We start from the raw sequence: 15,791 nt of genomic DNA, 5'->3' as shown, positions 1-15,791 counted from the left end.
GTCACTTGGTGGCCAATCCCACCCGGTTGATGCCCATCTTCTTCGCTTCGGAAATCAGCTGGATCACGTCGTCGTACTTGCTCTCGCGGTCGCCTTCGATCAGGACCGGATAGTCCGGATTCTCTTCGTGCAAGGCGCGCAGGCGGGCGAGCAGGGCGGTGCGGTCGGCCACGTCTTCCATGGCGGCCTTCTGCTTGCCGCCGACGCCGATCGACAGCTTGTTGTCGGGCTGGACCGCGACGCGGATATAGGTGTCCGGCGGCAGCGCCGACTTTTCGGCGCTCGGCAGGTTCACCACGCTCGGCGCCTCGTTGGCCGGCACCGCCATGAAGATGATGAGCAGCACCAGCATCACGTCGATGTAGGGCACGACGTTGATTTCGGATTTGAAAGCGCGTTTGCGACCACTGCGCAGGCTGCTGTTAAAGGCCATCCCGATCCCCCGTCGATCAGCGCGCCTGGCGCTGCAGGATGTTCGAGAATTCTTCGACGAAGCTCTCGAAGCGGATCGCCAGGCGATCGATGTCGTGGGTGAAGCGGTTGTACGCCACCACCGCCGGAATCGCGGCGAACAGGCCGATCGCGGTGGCGATCAGCGCTTCGGCGATGCCGGGGGCGACCACGGCCAGGGTGGCCTGCTGCACGTTGGCCAGGCCGCGGAAGGCGTTCATGATGCCCCACACGGTGCCGAGCAGGCCGATGTAGGGCGAGACCGAGCCGACCGAGGCCAGGAAGTTCAGGTGGATGTCGAGGGCGTCGAGTTCGCGCTGGAAGGCGGCGCGCATGGCGCGGCGCGAGCCGTCCAGCACCGGACCCATGTCGTTGGCGTCGCGCGCGGCCTGCTTGCCCTTGATGAATTCGCCCATGCCCGACTCGAAGATGCGGGCCAGCGGGCCGCTCTGGTCGCGCTGGGCGCTGGCGCTCTGGTGCAGGGTGTGCAGGTTGCCGCCGGCCCAGAAGCTGCGTTCGAACTGCTCGGTCTGGCTGCGCGCGGCGCGCAGGGCGAAAGTCTTGCGGAAGATATAGGTCCAGCTGACGATCGAGAGGATCAGCAACAGGGCCATGATCAGCTGCACCAGCACATGGGCATTGGAGATCAGGGCGGTCAGCGAAAGGTCTGGAGTCTCGGTCATCGGGTGGAAGTCTGTTGTCTAATATCTTGTCAAATGAATATGCGCCTACGCGGCGCGCATTTTATCAGCAGCCTGCTCGGGAAGCGAACGCGGGCGCATGGTGGCGGTGTCGACGCAGCCGACCTTGACGCTGGCGCTGGTGAGCAGCAGCTCGCCCTTCCAGGCCTGCTGGGCGAACTGGACCGATGCGCGACCGAGCTTTTCGACCGTGGTGCGAATGGTCAGCACATCGTCCAGGCGCGCCGGCGCATGGTAGTCCAGGGAAGCGCTCTTGACGACGAACGCGGCGCCCTCGGCGTCCAGCAATTCCTGCTGGCCGACGCCTGCCGCGCGCAGCCATTCGGTGCGCGCACGTTCAAAGAACTTCAGGTAATTGGCGTAAAACACGATGCCACCGGCGTCGGTATCTTCGTAATAGACCCTGACTGTCCAGTCAAAAGCTGAAGGCATTTCCCCTGCCATTTAAATGAAAATAGGAAACATTTTACGCGATTTTTGCCCTCCCTATGTACGCAAGCGAACATATGGGAAGGAAATGGTCGGGCGTGCCTATCGGTAAGGCAATGTCGGCGCGTAATAGTAGACGTGAAACATAGCCGAAAGGCCAATAACTGTAACACTTTCTCACAATTGCCGAGCGCCCGATACACGCCAGCAAGTCGAACAGTCCAGTGGACTGTTCGACAAAGGGGCGCACCCACAGATCAGCTGCGCTTGATGGCGAAAGGCGAGAAGCCCTGGCAGGTCGGCATCAGTTCGATGCTGTTCACGTTCACGTGCGGCGGCAGGGTCGCGATCCAGTAGGCGGTGGCGGCGATGTCCTCGGCGCTCAGGGGCGTCGTCCCTTCGTAGACCTTGGCCGCGGCCGCGTCGTCGCCCTTGAAGCGCACGTTCGAGAACTCGGTGCCGCCGCACAGTCCCGGCGCCAGGTTGGTGGCGCGCACGCCGGTGCCGACCAGGTCGGCGCGCAGGTTGAGGGTGAACTGCTCCACGAAGGCCTTGGTGGCGCCATACACGTTGCCGCCCGGGTAGGGGTAGTGGCCCGCCACCGAGCCCAGGTTGATGACCAGGCCACTCCCGCGCGCCACCATGCCGGGGAGCACGGCGCGGGTCATGGTCACCAGGCCCTGGCAGTTGGTGGCGATCATGGTGTCCCAGTCTTCCAGCGGTACCTCGTGCGCCGGCTTGGTGTTCAGCGCCAGGCCCGCATTGTTGATGAGCACGTCGATGTCGCGCCAGCCTTCCGACAGGCTGCTCAAAGCCGCCTCGATCGAGGCGCGGCTGGTGACGTCGAGGGTGACCGCCAGGGCGCTCTCGCCCAGTTCGCGTGCGAGCTCTTCGACGCGCTCGGTGCGGCGCGCGGCGAGGATGGCGCGGTGGCCGTTCTGGACGAAAATGCGCGCCATCGCGGCGCCGAAGCCGGCCGAAGCGCCGGTAATGAAGACGATCATGATTTGTCCTGAGGGCAGAGGAGCTGAAAATTGTAGCCGAAATGGCCAGCATCCCGCCGGCCGCCCCGAGCTTGTTAAGACGACAGCAGTTTCCTTGCCCTAAGAGGCCCGGATCACATACAATCAGCTGAATTCACGTCTCACGTAACTGGCGAAACACCGTGCGCCCGCATCCTGAAGCGGCCACGGCAAAGGTGGAGACCCACCGGGGAACCTGAGACGCCAACTCGCCGTTCGCCTGGGCAGCCACAACTGGTATGTGTCGTATCGGGCTGCCTTGCGCCGCTGGTCCCGCTGCCCGCACTGCGCTGCCGTTGTCTGGTATTTCTCTCGATTGGAGTTTTACATGTTTGCAAAAGATCATACGCTTGCCAATGTCGACCCGGAACTGTGGGATGCCATCCAGAAGGAAAACGTTCGCCAGCAAGACCACATCGAACTGATCGCTTCGGAGAACTACACCTCGCCGGCGGTGATGGAAGCGCAGGGCTCGCAGCTGACCAATAAATATGCCGAAGGCTACCCGGGCAAGCGCTACTACGGTGGCTGCGAATACGTCGACGTCGCCGAGCAGCTGGCGATCGACCGCCTCAAGCAACTGTTCGGCGCCGAAGCCGCCAACGTGCAGCCGAACTCGGGTTCGCAGGCCAACCAGGGCGTATTCTTCGCCATGCTCAAGCCCGGCGACACCATCATGGGCATGTCGCTGGCCGAAGGCGGCCACCTGACCCACGGCATGGCCCTGAACATGTCTGGCAAATGGTTCAACGTCGTTTCTTACGGCCTGACCGAGCAGGAAGACATCGATTACGAGGCCATGGAACGCCTGGCGCGCGAGCACAAGCCGAAGATGATCATCGCCGGCGCTTCCGCTTTTGCCCTGCGCATCGATTTCGAGCGCTTCGCCCGCATTGCCAAGGAAGTCGGCGCCTACTTCATGGTCGACATGGCCCACTACGCCGGCCTGATCGCCGCGGGCGAGTACCCGAACCCGGTGCCGCATGCCGACTTCGTCACTTCGACCACCCACAAATCGCTGCGCGGCCCGCGCGGCGGCATCATCCTGATGAAGGCCGAGTACGAGAAGCAGATCAACTCGGCGATCTTCCCGGGCATCCAGGGCGGTCCGCTGATGCACGTGATCGCGGGCAAGGCCGTGGCCTTCAAGGAAGCGCTGTCGCCGGAGTTCAAGGAATACCAGAAGCAGGTGGTCAAGAACGCCAGCGCCCTGGCCAACACCCTGACCGAGCGCGGCCTGCGCATCGTCTCGGGCCGCACCGAGTCGCACGTGATGCTGGTCGACCTGCGTTCGAAGGGCCTGACCGGCAAGGAAGCGGAAGCGATCCTGGGCCAGGCACACATGACCTGCAACAAGAACGGCATCCCGAACGACCCGCAGAAGCCTTTCGTCACCTCGGGCATCCGCCTGGGCAGCCCGGCCTTCACCACCCGCGGCTTCAAGGAAGAAGACGCGGTCAAGGTCGGCCACCTGATCGCCGACGTGCTGGACAACCCGCACGACGCCGCGACCATCGAGCGCGTCAAGGCGGAAGTCAAGCAGCTGACCGACAAGTATCCGGTCTACGCGAAGTAAGCAACCCTGGGGCCGCTCGCTGCGGCCCTTTTTGAATCCCCGGCGCCCATGAAATGTCCGTTCTGCCAGCATGAAGATACCCAGGTCCTCGACACCCGCGTGTCCGAGGAGGGGGACGCCATCCGCCGGCGCCGGCGCTGCGCGAAGTGCGACAAGCGCTTCACCACCTACGAGCGCATCGAATTGTCGATGCCGATCATCGTCAAGAAGAACGGCAGCCGCACCGAGTTCTCGTCGAACAAGCTGCGCGGCAGCCTGATGCTGGCCCTGCGCAAGCGCCCGGTCGCTGCCGAGGCCATCGACACCGCGGTCGCCACCATCGAGGAAAAGCTCCTGACCAGCGGCTTGCGCGAGGTGGACACCGGCTATGTCGGCGAGCTGGTGATGCAGGAACTCAAGCGCCTCGACAAGATCGCCTACATCCGCTTCGCCTCGGTGTACAAGAATTTCGAAGACCTGGCCGAGTTCCAGGAGGCTATCGCCGAAGTCGGCCAGCCCCGCAAATAAGCGCCTAACAATTCCCCTCATGGCGGCGTTGGGTCGTCTTGCCGTACTAGCGTACTGTCTTCGACGACCCGCCTTGCCCTGAGGGTTTTGTTAGGCGCTTAGCAAGCTTCGCCACCCAAGCCCGGCAGTTCCCCGAACCCGATTGCGCCAGCTCACGGCTGGCCCCGCCACGCCTGATAACTTCGCAGCTCGCAAGCGCAAGCTGCTTGCGCAGGCTATCGAGGAAGGAGGGCGCCGTGCAGGGGAAGGCTCATGGTTTCACGCTGGCCGAGGTACTGGTCGCATTGTTCGTGCTGGCGGTCGGCATCGTCGGCGCCGGCGCCACCCAGCTCACCGCCGAACGCACCCGCCAGCAGTCGGCGCTGATGTCCGAGGCGGCCCAGCTGGCAGCCTCGCTGTCCGCGCGCATGCAGCTCAATCCCGCGGTGGCAGGCCTGCCCGACGGCGCCAATCCCTACCTGGCCTTGTCCTACGACGCAGGGAGCGGCCCGCCCGTGGCCGGCGCCAGCTGCTTCGACGCCGCCTGCACGCCGGCCCAGCTGGCCGAGTTCGACCTGCATGAAATCCGCCAGGCGGTGCATGCGCAATTCCCGCGCGGCCGCATCGCGGTGTGCCGCGACAGCGCGCCCTGGGACAGTGCCCGTGGGCGGGCGCGCTGGAGCTGCGACGGCAATGCGGACGCCCTGCCGGTCGTCAAGCTGGGCTGGCAGGGTAGCGGCGATGCGCCCGGCTACGTGGGGGTGCTCCGATGATGCGCCGCGCACACCGGGAGCAGGGGATGACGATGCCCGAACTGCTGGTCGCCATGGTCGTCGGCCTGGGCGTGCTGCTTGCCGCCGCCAGCCTGTTCATCTGGGCCAACCGCGCCTTCGCCGCACAGGTGGAGACGGCTGCGATGGACGATGCCGGACGCTACGCGCTGGAGGCGGTCGCGCGCGCCGTGCGCCAGTCGGCGGCGGCCGACTGGGAAGAGCACGGCGCCGGACCGGAGCCGGACGCGCCGGCACGCCTGTCCGGGTTTGATGCCCGCCGGGTCAGCCAGACCGGCTTCGGGATCGACAATGCGCCGGTCGACGCCGTCAACGGCAGCGACGTGCTGGCGATCCGCTTCCCAGGCACCGGTGCGCCGCCCAACGGCGACGGCACCAGCCTCGACTGCGCCGGCTTCGCCGTGCACCGCAACGAGGAAGGCTGGAGCATCTTCTACGTCGCCCGCAATGCCCAGGGCGACACCGAGCTGCGCTGCAAGTACCGCGGCGCCAGCGCCTGGTCGGCGGACGCGGTGGTCGGCGCCGTCGACAGCTTCCAGGTGCTGTACGGGCTCGATGGCGACGCCGACGGCACGCCCGAGCGCTACCTGAACGCCAGCGCGCTGGCCGGGCTGGACGCGGGCCTGGTGCTGGCAGGCAGCACCCCTGCCGAGCGCGACGCCGACCTGCGCCGGCGCACCCACTGGAAGAAGATTGCCAGCGTGCGCGTGGCCCTGTTGCTGCGCGGGCCGGCCAGCCGGCTCGCCTCGGCACGCGAGCTGGTGTACGACTTGTTCGGGCGCGACTATGGCGCGCTGGCCGGTATCGACGCCGGCACGCGCCTGCACGAGGCGGCCCTGTCCGGCGACGACGGGCCGCGCTACCGCAAGGTGTTCGGCACGACGATCGCCTTGCCCGCGCGGGTGCACTGAGGCCGGATGCGCACATCCGTCCAACCGCCATGCCGTGCCGGCCAGCATGGCGTCGCGCTGCTCACGGCGCTGCTCTTGATGCTGGCGGTGCTGTTGAGCAGCATTGCGGCGGCGCGCACGGCGATCAGCGGCGCGCGCGCCGCCGGCCATGAGCGCGACCGGCTGCTGGCGCTGCAGGCCGCGATGGCGGCGCTGGCGGATGCCGAGCACGACATCGAAGGCGGCGCGGATCCGGGCTCGGCGCGCGCCGCCGCGCTGGCGCAGGCCACCCCGGCCGCGTTCGCTCCCGACTGCGGCGGCGGCAGGCCCTATGACGGCCTGTGCGCACACGCGCCGGACGCGCGCGAGGTATTCGCCCTGCTGGCGGACGACGACGGTCCGGCGGTCCTGTTCGGCGCCTTCACCGGCGCGCTGCTTCCCGCCGGAGAGGGGGCGCTGCCAGGCCAGGCGCCGCGCTACCTGATCGAACGCATGCCGTCCCCCACCGGCGCGCTGCTGTACCGGGTGAGCGCGCTCGGTTTCGGCAGCGCGGCGACGACCCAGGTGGCGCTGCAGGCCTATTACCGCAAGCTGCCGGCCGGCCCGGCGCCGCAGCCGGAGCCGGGACCAGGGCAGGCAGAAGAATCAGGACCGCAAGCGCCGGCGCCCGCGCCGCCCGCCCTGCCGGGCACGGCGGGCGGACCCGGCATCCGGGTAGGCTGGCGCGAGATCGGCAACTGGCACGAGGCCGTGGTGGCGGGAGCGGAGGGATGATGAAGCGCTGTCGTGGGTTCACGCTGGTGGAGCTGCTGGTCGTGCTGGCGATCGTCTCGATCCTCGCCGCGATCGCCTACCCGGGGTATGCGCGCCACGTGGTCAAGGCGCGCCGGGTCGAGGCCCAGCTGGCGCTGGTCGACGCCATGCAGCGCCAGGAACAGTACCGCGCCCTGCACCATACCTATGTGGCGTTCTCGGTCGCCTCTCAGGATGCGGACAGCCGCCAGTTCCGCTGGTGGCTAGGTTCGAGTCCGCAGGACAGCGCCTATGAGCTCGACGGGCGGGCCTGCGAAGGCCAGGCCATCAGCCAGTGCATCGCGCTGCGCGCCCGGCCGGGCACCGCGAACGTCGACACCGGCTTCAGCGATCCCGACTGCGGTGAGCTGCGCCTGGACAGCACCGGTGCCCAGGGCGCGAGCGGCAGCGGGCCGCGCTGCTGGCCATGAGCAGCCCCGTCCAGAGCCGCGCCGGCAGGGGCGCCACCCTGGCCGAGCTCGCCGTGGTGCTGGCGATCGCCGCCGTGGCCTTCGCGGTCGCGGCGCCGGACCTGCACGCCTTGCTGGCTTCCCAGCAGATCAGGGCGGCGGCCAGCGAACTGCATGACGCCATCCTGCATACGCGGGCGCAGGCGATCGCCCGCAACGAACAGGTCAAGCTGGCGCCGCGCGACCCGGCCGGGGCCGACTGGACGCGCGGCTGGACCGTCTTCATCGACCGCGACGGCGACCGCCAGCCGGGAACGCCTGATGAGATACTGGCCGTCCACGGGCCGCTGCCGCAAGGGCTGCGGATCGACTTTTCCTTCACCCAGTCAGCGCCGCCCCAGTACATCGCCTACAATGGCGCCGGACGCAGCTGCAGTGACAGCAACAGCGGCGCGTCGCGGCTCGGTACGCTGTCGCTGTTCCACGGCGGGCACACCCGGCGTATTAAAATCAACATGCTCGGACGCGTACGGCAGTGCAACCCGGCGCGCGACGATGGCTGCGACGGCGCCCAGGCGCCGCCCTAGTCTCCGGCTGCGGGCACGATAGCGGAACGGAATACCTTGGCAAACGACACGGCACAGATTCACAACGATACCGACGGCATGGCGCTGGCCCTGGCCTGGGCGGCCAAAGGCATGTTCATCACGGCGCCGAATCCCCGGGTCGGCTGCGTGATCGTGCGCGACGGCGTCGTGATCGGCGCCGGCCACACCCAGCCCGCCGGACAGGCGCATGCCGAGATCGAGGCGATGCGCGACGCGCGCCGGCGCGGCCACGACGTGGCCGGCGCCACCGCCTACGTCACGCTGGAGCCCTGCAGCCATTACGGGCGTACGCCGCCGTGCTCGAACGCGCTGGTGCAAGCAGGCGTCAAGCGCGTGGTAGCCGCCATGCTCGACCCCAATCCGCTGGTCGCCGGCCGCGGCCTGGCCCAGCTGGAGGCGGCGGGCATCGCCGTCACCTCGGGCGTTCTGGCCGAGCAGGCCCATGAGCTGAACATCGGCTTCTTCTCGCGCATGCGGCGCGGGCTGCCCTGGGTGCGCCTGAAGGTCGCCGCCAGCCTGGACGGCGCCACCGCGCTGGCCGATGGCGAAAGCCAGTGGATCACCGGGCCGGATGCCCGCGCCGACGGCCACGCCTGGCGCGCCCGCGCGCAGGCGATCCTGACCGGCATCGGCACGGTCAAGGCCGACGACCCGCAACTGACCGTGCGCGGCATCGATACCCCCTTGCCGCCGCGCCGCGTGATCGTCGACAGCCGGCTCGAGATCGACCTCGGCGCGCGCATCCTGCAGGGAGAGCCGTGCTGGATCGTCGCCGCCCTCGAGGTGCAGGAAAAAAGCGCCGAGAAGGCGGCGCTGCTGCGCGCGGCCGGCCATGAAGTCATCCTGCTGCCGAATGCGACGGGCAAGGTCGACCTGCCGGCCCTGATGCGCGAGCTCGGCCGGCGCGAGATCAACGAAGTGCACGTGGAAGCCGGTTCGAAACTGAATGCGTCGATGGTGCGCGAAGGCTGCGTCGACGAACTGCTGGTCTACCTGGCCCCGAGCCTGATCGGGCCGGGGCAGGGCATGTTCGCGCTGCCGCCGCTGGCGCGCCTCGCCGACCAGCGCCGGCTGCGCTTCCACGACCTGGCGCGGGTTGGCGACGACATCCGCATCCTGGCGCGCTTCATCAACACTGACATCACTACGAAGGAATAAGCCGTATGTTTACTGGAATCGTCGCCGCCGTCGGCAACATCACGTCGGTCACCCCGCTGGAGGGCGGCTCGTTCGCGGGCGTGCGCCTGGAAGTCGATGCCGGCCCGCTGGGCCTGGCGGACGTCGCGCTGGGCGACTCGATCGCCATCAACGGCGCCTGCATGACCGTGGTCGCCAAGACCGGCCAGGGCTTCACCGTGGACGTCTCGCGCGAAAGCCTGAGCAAGACCGTGGGATTGGAAGCCCCCGGCGAAGTCAACCTGGAAAAGGCGCTGACCCTGGCCGAGCGCCTGGGCGGGCACCTGGTCTCCGGCCACGTGGACGGACTCGGCACCGTGCACAGCTTCGAGCCGGTGGGCGAGTCGCGCGAACTGGTCATCGACGCGCCGGCCGAGCTGGCCAAGTTCCTGGCCTACAAGGGCTCGGTGGTGGTCAACGGCGTCTCGCTGACCGTCAACCGGGTCGAGGATGTCGAAGGCGAGGCGGGCAAGCTGTGCCGCTTCTCGATCAACCTGATTCCGCACACGATCGAGGTCACCACCCTGAAGCACCTGAAGGTCGGGTCGAAGGTGAACCTGGAGATCGACCTGATCGCGCGCTACGTGGAGCGCATGCTGTCGGCCAGGGGCTGATTCAGCCGCCCGGCGCCGCGCTGTTGGCGCCGGAGGCCGCCACCGCCGTCGCGGCCTGTTTTTCGGGATTCAGCACCACCTGCACATAGTTCTGCTGGTTGAAGTAGCGCCGCGCCGCAGCGCGGATCTCTTCGCCTGTAATCGCCTGCACCTGCTTCTCGACCTCCAGGATCGCGCCCGGGTCGGTGCCTTCGCTCAGCGCCGACTGCAGGTGCGACAGCCAGTAGCCGTTCTCGCGCAGCGAGCCGCGGTGGTTCTGGATCCAGTTGCGCTTCACCTTGTCGAGGTCGGCAGTGTCCGGTCCCTCGGCCTGCAGGCGCGCGATTTCGGCGAAGGTCGCCGCGATCACCTTGTCCACATTCTCGGGCCCGGTCGGCAGGGTAACGCCGATCGAGTAATTCCCGTACGGGATCTTGCTCAGCACGCCTGAGGCGCCGCCGCCGTAGATCAGCGCCATCTTTTCGCGCAGCACGTCGATGATGCGCAGGTTGAGCACCTCGAGCAGCGCCGCCAGGCGCAGCTGTTCGGCCTCGCTGAACTCGGCCTTGCCGGTGAAGGTCAGCGACACCGTGCTCTTCGGCTCCGAGCCGCTGCGCACCTCGCGCTTGACCACGCCCGTCGCCGGACGCAGGCCGACGTCGCGGTAGGCCACCGTCAGCTCGGGCGTCGGCAGGCTGCCGAGATAGGTCGCCAGCAGCGGCTTGAGGGCGGCCACGTCGAAGCTGCCGACCAGGATGAAACTGAGGTCGCGGGCGCTGGAGAAGCGCTGGCGGAAGATGTCGATGCTGCGATCCAGGTCGATCTGCTCGTATTCCTCGGCCTTGAGGGTGCGCGGCGCGCGCGGGTGCATGTTGTACAGCGCCGCCATCACCGCGTCGCCGAAGCGCGCGCCCGGCTGCGCGGTCTGGTTGCGCGCCTGCTCGACCTGCTTGCCGACGTAGGAGCGGAACAGGTCTTCGTCGCGCCGCACTCCCTGGAACTTCAGCCAGGTCAGCTGCAGCATGGTCTCGATGTCGCTCGCGCCCGAGGCGCCCACCACCACATCGGTGTAGTTGGCCAGGCCGACGTTCACTTGGGCCGCCTTGCCCGCCAGGATCTTGCGCATGTCGAGCGGGGTGAAGTCCTTCACGCCCATGCTGGCCACGATCGCATTGGCGAAACGAGCATTCAGGATGTCCTGGTCGCCGAACAGGCTCTGGCCGCCGAAGCGGGCGGCACTCATCAAGACCTGGTCGTTGCGGAAATCGGTCGGCTTGAGGATCACCTTGACCCCGTTCGACAGCGTCAGGCGGGTCAGTCCGAGCGCCTTGTCATGCGACTCGGCCACGATGCTGCCCGGCTTCGGCGGACGCTCCATCAGGCGCGCCGCCACCGCCTTCTCGTCATGCGGAAGGAGCTCGGCGCGCTCGGCGCCGGCCACCGCCGCCAGCAGTTGCGCGCCTTTCGGCGTGTCGGGACGGGTCACGCCGGTGTACAGCACCAGCTTGCCCGAGTCCGCCGGAATGGTACGGCGCGCGTAGGCATTGACTTCGTCGAGGGTGATGCCGGGCAGCAGCTCCCTGACGTAGCGGTATTCGGCGTCGATGCCGGGGATCGCTTCCTGCTGCAGGAAGTTGCGGATGTATTCGGCGGCATAGGTGCCGGAATCGCTCTTGGCGCGCTCGTTCCAGGCCTGCTCGTAGTTGCGCATCAGGCTCTTCTTGACCCGCTCCAGTTCCGCCGCGCCGAAACCGTAGCGGCGTGCGCGCTCGTTTTCCTCGACCAGGGCGGTGAGCGCCGTTTCGGCGCCGCGCGGTCCCAGCGCGGCCGAGGCGTTGTACGAGCGGTAGCGCGGCGTCAGCTTGCCGAGCGAGCTGCTGGCGCCCATGAAGGGCGGCTCCGGCAGCTGCGACAGTTCCTGCAGGCGCTGGTTGAGCATGGCGGAGAAAAGCGATTGCACCAGGTCGTCGCGGTAGGCGCGGATGGTGCCGGCCTCGACCACCGGCTGGACCGGGTAGCGGATCAGCACCGCGTTGCCGGTGGCCTCGTCGTCGGTGACCACCAGGGCCTGGGTCGCCTGGCGCGCCGGGATCTCGGCATAGGCGCGCGGACGCGCCGGCACCGGGTTCTTCAAGTGGGCGAAATGCTTCTTCACCAGCTGTTCGGCCTGCAGCGGATCGATGTCGCCGACCGCCACCACCGCCATCAGGTCGGGGCGGTACCAGTCGCGGTAGAAGCGGGTCAAGACGTCCGGCTTGAAGCTGCGCAGCACCTCTTCGGTGCCGATCGGCAGGCGCTCGGCGTACTTCGAGCCGTTGAAGATCGCCGGCATGATCTGCTTGCTCATCCGGTCCGAGGCGCCTTTGCCGAGGCGTAGCTCTTCCAGCACGATGCCGCGTTCCTTCTCGATCGCATCCGGGTCGAAGCGCAGGCCGTGGGCCCAGTCTTCCAGCACCTGGAAGGCCTTGGCCACGTGCTCGGGCTTGTCGGTGGGGATCGGCAGGATGTAGACAGTCTCGTCGAACGAGGTATAGGCGTTCAGGTCGGCCCCGTAGCCGACGCCGATCGACTGCAGATAGGACACCAGCTCATGCTTGTGGAAGTTGGTCGAGCCGTTGAAGGCCATGTGCTCGACAAAATGGGCCATGCCGCGCTGGGCCTCGTCCTCGAGGATGGAGCCGGCCTTGACCACCAGGCGCAGCTCGAGCTTGCGCTCGGGGCGGGCATTGCGCTGGATGTAATAGCTCAGGCCGTTGGCGAGCTTGCCCACCTTGACCTGCGGGCCGACCGGGATCGGGGCGTCCAGGCGCAGCGGCGCTGCTGCGCCGGCACTGGCCTTGGCGGCGGGCTTCGCGGAAGCCGGGGCGGCGGCATGGGCGGCCAGCGCCTGCGCACAGAGCAGCGCGGCCACGCACAGACCGCGCATGAAATTCTTGCTCATCGGGGATCCAGTTCTAGGGATGAGCACGCATTCTACCGCGCACACCCCTGGAAACTGTTGCACAGTCGTATATGTATGTCAAACCGGGCATATCAAACCGCCACGCGCCCCTTGGCCAGCAGCGCGGCCATCTCGTGCGCCGGCACCGGGCGGCTGTACAGGTAGCCCTGCATCACGTCGCAGCCGATCAGGCCCAGGAAGTCGCGCTGCCCGATCGTCTCCACGCCCTCGGCCACGACCGACAGCGACAGGCCCTGGGCCAGTGCGATGGTGGCCTGGGCGATGGCCGCGCTGCGCTGTTCGGTGGTGATGTTGCGCACAAACGTCTGGTCGATCTTCAGCTTGTCGAGCGGGAAGCGCGACAGGTAGCCGAGCGAGGAATAGCCGGTGCCGAAATCGTCCAGCGACAGCGACACGCCCAGGGCGCGCAGCTCGGCCATCTCGGTCTCGGCCACGCTGCTGTCCCCGAGCATCACGCTTTCGGTCAGCTCCACCTCCAGGTAGCGCGGCGCCAGGCCGCTCTCCGCCAGGGCCTTGCGCACGACCGTGCTCACCGAGCCGGACTTGAACTGGTTGGCCGAAACGTTGACGGCCACCCGCACCGGCGGCAGGCCGGCGTTTTGCCAGGCCTTGTTCTGGAGGCAGGCCTGGCGGATCACCCACTCGCCGATCGGGTGGATCAGGCCCGTATCCTCGGCCAGCGGGATGAAGTCGGCCGGGGAGACCGTGCCGATTTCCTCGCTGCGCCAGCGCAGCAGGGCTTCCATGCCGACCACGCTGCCGTCGATGCGCGAGACCTGGGGCTGGTAGTGCAGGGCCAGTTCGTCGCGCTCGATCGCGCGCCGCAGGCGCGTCTCCAGCGCCAGCCAGCGCAGCGCCTGGGCGTTCATCTCGCCCTTGAAGAAGCGGAAGCCGTTGCGTCCCGCGCCCTTCATCTCGGTGAGCGCCGCGTCGGCGGCCTTGAGCAGGTCGCCCGGGGCGTTGCCGTCGCGCGGGAAGATGCTGATGCCGACGCTGCCGGTAACCACCACGTCGTGCTCGCCCACCGAATGCGGCTGGGCGATGGCGTCGATCAGGCGGCGCGCGGCCAGGATGATGTCGTCGTTGTCCTTGCAATTGGTGAGCAGCAGGACGAATTCGTCGCCGGACAGGCGCGCCAGGGTGTCGGTCGGGCCGGCGATCTGGCCGACCCGGCGCGCCACTTCGCGCAGCACGGCGTCGCCCGCCGCATGGCCCAGGCTGTCGTTGATGCGCGAGAGGCGGTCGACGTTAAATAACAGCACTGCGAGCTGGCCATCGCCAAGGCGCGCGGCGGCCATTGCCTGCTGCAGGCGGTCATTGAACAGCGAGCGGTTCGGCAGCAGCGTGAGGGCGTCGTGGTTGGACAGGAAGTCGAGCTGGTGGTGCGCCGCCTTCAGCGCCGACAGGTCGGTGGAGACCGAGACGTAGGCGGTCAGCTTGCCGGATTCGTCGTGCACGGCGCTGATGCTGAGGCGTTCCGGGTAGATCTCGCCGTTCTTGCGGCGGTTCCAGATTTCGCCGCGCCACTGGCCTTCCTGTTCCAGGCAGTGCCACATGTCGCGGTAGAAGGAGGCGTCGTGCCGGCCCGAGCGCAGGATGCGCGGGTTCCGGTTCAGTATCTCGGATTCGCGGTAGCCGGTGATCTGCTCGAAGGCCGGGTTGATGGCGACGATGCGCGCCTCGGCATCGGTCATCAGGATACCTTCCTGGGTGCTGTCGAAGACCTGGCGCGCCAGCTCGAGCCGGTGCTCGCTCTCGCGCAGGGCCTTGTCGGCGTCGGCGCGCGCCAGGGCTTCCAGCTGCAGCTGGGTGGCGTGGCGCTGCACCACGTCGTACAGGTTCAGGTTTTCATAGGCCACCGCGAGCTGGGCGGCCAGCGCGGTCGCCCAACGCTCTTCCTCGTCGGTGAAGCTTGGGGCGCCCGCGCGGCGTGCGCAGTACAGCCAGCCGTGCGGATGCTGCAGGTCGTGTACCTGCAGGCCGAGGAAACCGCCCATGGGCGGATGGCAGGACGGCATGCCGCCCAGCAGGGGATCGCCTTGCGCCAGGCGCAGCGGCGCCCTGGCGCGCAGCAGCATGCCGGGCAGCCGGCCCTCGTCCAGCGCGTGCGAGGCGAGCAGTTCGGGCTCCAGCGCCCAGGTGTCGAGGTGGCGCACGCCGCGTTCGCCCCGGTCGAGCAGGCATAGCGCGGCAAAATCGGCATGCAGTACGCGCCGTGCGGCATCCAGGAAGGATGCGGCCAGGGTCTCGACGCGGCGTTCGCCGATCAGGGCCAGGCACATGCGCTCCAGCTCGGCCAGGCGCGCGCCCAGGTCGAAGGGCAGGGCGCGCTCGCGCTCCGGCGCCGGCTCCGGCACCGGCAGCGGCGGGGCGCCTTCGACCACGCCTAGCTCGAGGTTGATGGCGTCGAGGATCTGCTGCGGGTCGGCCGGCTTGGGCAGGACGGTGGCGACGCCGCTGCGCGCCGCCATCGCCTTGGTTTCGCGCTCGGCATACACCGCGGAGAAGAAGATCACGCGGATGCCGCGCAGGTCGGGATCCTGGCGCAGCTGCTGGACCAGCTCATAGCCGTCCATGACCGGCATCAGGATGTCGGTGATGATCAGGTCGGGACGCTGGGCGCGCGCCAGCGCCAGCGCCTCGGCCCCGTCTTCCGCCTCCAGCAGGCGGTGGCCGGTGAAGCCGAGCAGGGCGTTCAGGAAGGCGCGGTTGCTCGGCCGGTCGTCGACGATCAGGATCGTAGCCATTCAGCCCTGCCTTTCTTGCGAAAGCGGGTAGCGACTGAACGAATGCGGAACGACCGCCATGTCTACTCCAGGAGATGGCCACGTGGCGCCGGGGGAAGGCCTCGACGGCACATGCGGCCGCAATGTTTTTATCATAATCGAGTCGTGCTTGAACACGC

The 15,791-nt window shown here is 67.9% G+C and carries 15 protein-coding genes and 1 riboswitch; of the genes, 9 read left to right on the top strand and 6 right to left on the bottom strand.

Going from position 1 to position 15,791, the window contains the following annotated elements; genetic code table 11:
* Position 1: 1 nt before the first annotated feature.
* The 4 genes from YWC_RS0115395 to YWC_RS0115380 all read right to left on the bottom strand — a co-directional run bounded on the left by YWC_RS0115395 (position 2) and on the right by YWC_RS0115380 (position 2,584).
* Complete coding sequence (locus YWC_RS0115395) at positions 2-433, bottom strand: biopolymer transporter ExbD (protein ID WP_027866186.1); 432 nt, start codon at positions 431-433, stop codon at positions 2-4.
* A 16-nt stretch (positions 434-449) separates the two neighbouring features.
* On the bottom strand, positions 450-1,133 hold the full coding sequence (gene tolQ, locus YWC_RS0115390; RefSeq protein WP_027866185.1) for a protein TolQ: 684 nt from the start codon (positions 1,131-1,133) through the stop codon (positions 450-452).
* A 45-nt stretch (positions 1,134-1,178) separates the two neighbouring features.
* Positions 1,179-1,583 (bottom strand): tol-pal system-associated acyl-CoA thioesterase, encoded by a 405-nt coding sequence (gene ybgC / locus YWC_RS0115385; protein WP_027866184.1) that lies wholly within the window; start codon positions 1,581-1,583, stop codon positions 1,179-1,181.
* A gap of 254 nt (positions 1,584-1,837) precedes the next feature.
* Positions 1,838-2,584 carry an SDR family oxidoreductase gene (locus YWC_RS0115380; protein ID WP_027866183.1) on the bottom strand — a complete coding sequence of 249 codons (747 nt, stop codon included), beginning with the start codon at positions 2,582-2,584 and terminating at the stop codon, positions 1,838-1,840.
* A gap of 134 nt (positions 2,585-2,718) precedes the next feature.
* A riboswitch (ZMP/ZTP riboswitch) is annotated at positions 2,719-2,835 on the top strand.
* A 95-nt stretch (positions 2,836-2,930) separates the two neighbouring features.
* Here YWC_RS0115380 and glyA point away from each other — a divergent pair.
* The 9 genes from glyA (at position 2,931) to YWC_RS0115335 (ending at position 9,945) form a co-directional block, all read left to right on the top strand.
* Entirely contained in the window at positions 2,931-4,178 is a 1,248-nt protein-coding gene (glyA, locus tag YWC_RS0115375; RefSeq protein WP_027866182.1) for a serine hydroxymethyltransferase, read from the top strand.
* A 48-nt stretch (positions 4,179-4,226) separates the two neighbouring features.
* Positions 4,227-4,685: a transcriptional regulator NrdR gene (gene nrdR / locus YWC_RS0115370; protein WP_027866181.1), complete on the top strand. Its 459-nt coding sequence runs from the start codon at positions 4,227-4,229 to the stop codon at positions 4,683-4,685.
* Between the two features lie 236 nt (positions 4,686-4,921).
* Complete coding sequence (gene pilV / locus YWC_RS0115365; RefSeq protein WP_027866180.1) at positions 4,922-5,437, top strand: type IV pilus modification protein PilV; 516 nt, start codon at positions 4,922-4,924, stop codon at positions 5,435-5,437.
* A 26-nt stretch (positions 5,438-5,463) separates the two neighbouring features.
* The gene (locus tag YWC_RS0115360; RefSeq protein ID WP_229413118.1) at positions 5,464-6,366 is read left to right on the top strand and encodes a PilW family protein; all 903 of its coding nucleotides are present in this window, start codon (positions 5,464-5,466) and stop codon (positions 6,364-6,366) included.
* Between the two features lie 6 nt (positions 6,367-6,372).
* Positions 6,373-7,119 carry a pilus assembly protein gene (locus YWC_RS29545; RefSeq protein WP_051306488.1) on the top strand — a complete coding sequence of 249 codons (747 nt, stop codon included), beginning with the start codon at positions 6,373-6,375 and terminating at the stop codon, positions 7,117-7,119.
* Positions 7,119-7,568 carry a type IV pilin protein gene (locus tag YWC_RS0115350; protein WP_211238974.1) on the top strand — a complete coding sequence of 150 codons (450 nt, stop codon included), beginning with the start codon at positions 7,119-7,121 and terminating at the stop codon, positions 7,566-7,568. Before YWC_RS29545 ends, YWC_RS0115350 begins: the two co-directional genes overlap by 1 nt.
* Complete coding sequence (locus YWC_RS0115345; protein WP_027866177.1) at positions 7,565-8,134, top strand: GspH/FimT family pseudopilin; 570 nt, start codon at positions 7,565-7,567, stop codon at positions 8,132-8,134. The genes YWC_RS0115350 and YWC_RS0115345 overlap by 4 nt, the downstream gene beginning before the upstream one ends.
* A gap of 78 nt (positions 8,135-8,212) precedes the next feature.
* Positions 8,213-9,313 carry a bifunctional diaminohydroxyphosphoribosylaminopyrimidine deaminase/5-amino-6-(5-phosphoribosylamino)uracil reductase RibD gene (ribD, locus tag YWC_RS0115340; RefSeq protein WP_027866176.1) on the top strand — a complete coding sequence of 367 codons (1,101 nt, stop codon included), beginning with the start codon at positions 8,213-8,215 and terminating at the stop codon, positions 9,311-9,313.
* Positions 9,314-9,318: 5 nt separating this feature from the next.
* Positions 9,319-9,945, top strand: coding sequence for a riboflavin synthase (locus YWC_RS0115335; RefSeq protein ID WP_027866175.1), 627 nt, complete (start codon positions 9,319-9,321; stop codon positions 9,943-9,945).
* Position 9,946: 1 nt separating this feature from the next.
* On the opposite strand, the gene YWC_RS0115330 is transcribed toward YWC_RS0115335, so the two are convergent.
* Entirely contained in the window at positions 9,947-12,865 is a 2,919-nt protein-coding gene (locus YWC_RS0115330; RefSeq protein WP_027866174.1) for a M16 family metallopeptidase, read from the bottom strand.
* Between the two features lie 92 nt (positions 12,866-12,957).
* Positions 12,958-15,633 (bottom strand): two-component system response regulator, encoded by a 2,676-nt coding sequence (locus tag YWC_RS0115325; RefSeq protein WP_027866173.1) that lies wholly within the window; start codon positions 15,631-15,633, stop codon positions 12,958-12,960.
* Positions 15,634-15,791 lie beyond the last annotated feature (158 nt).

Source organism: Massilia alkalitolerans DSM 17462, assembly GCF_000427785.1.
Classification (GTDB): domain Bacteria; phylum Pseudomonadota; class Gammaproteobacteria; order Burkholderiales; family Burkholderiaceae_D; genus Telluria; species Telluria alkalitolerans.
The sequence above is the reverse complement of the archived record's forward strand: the minus strand, read 5'-3'. Positions and strand labels throughout refer to the sequence as shown.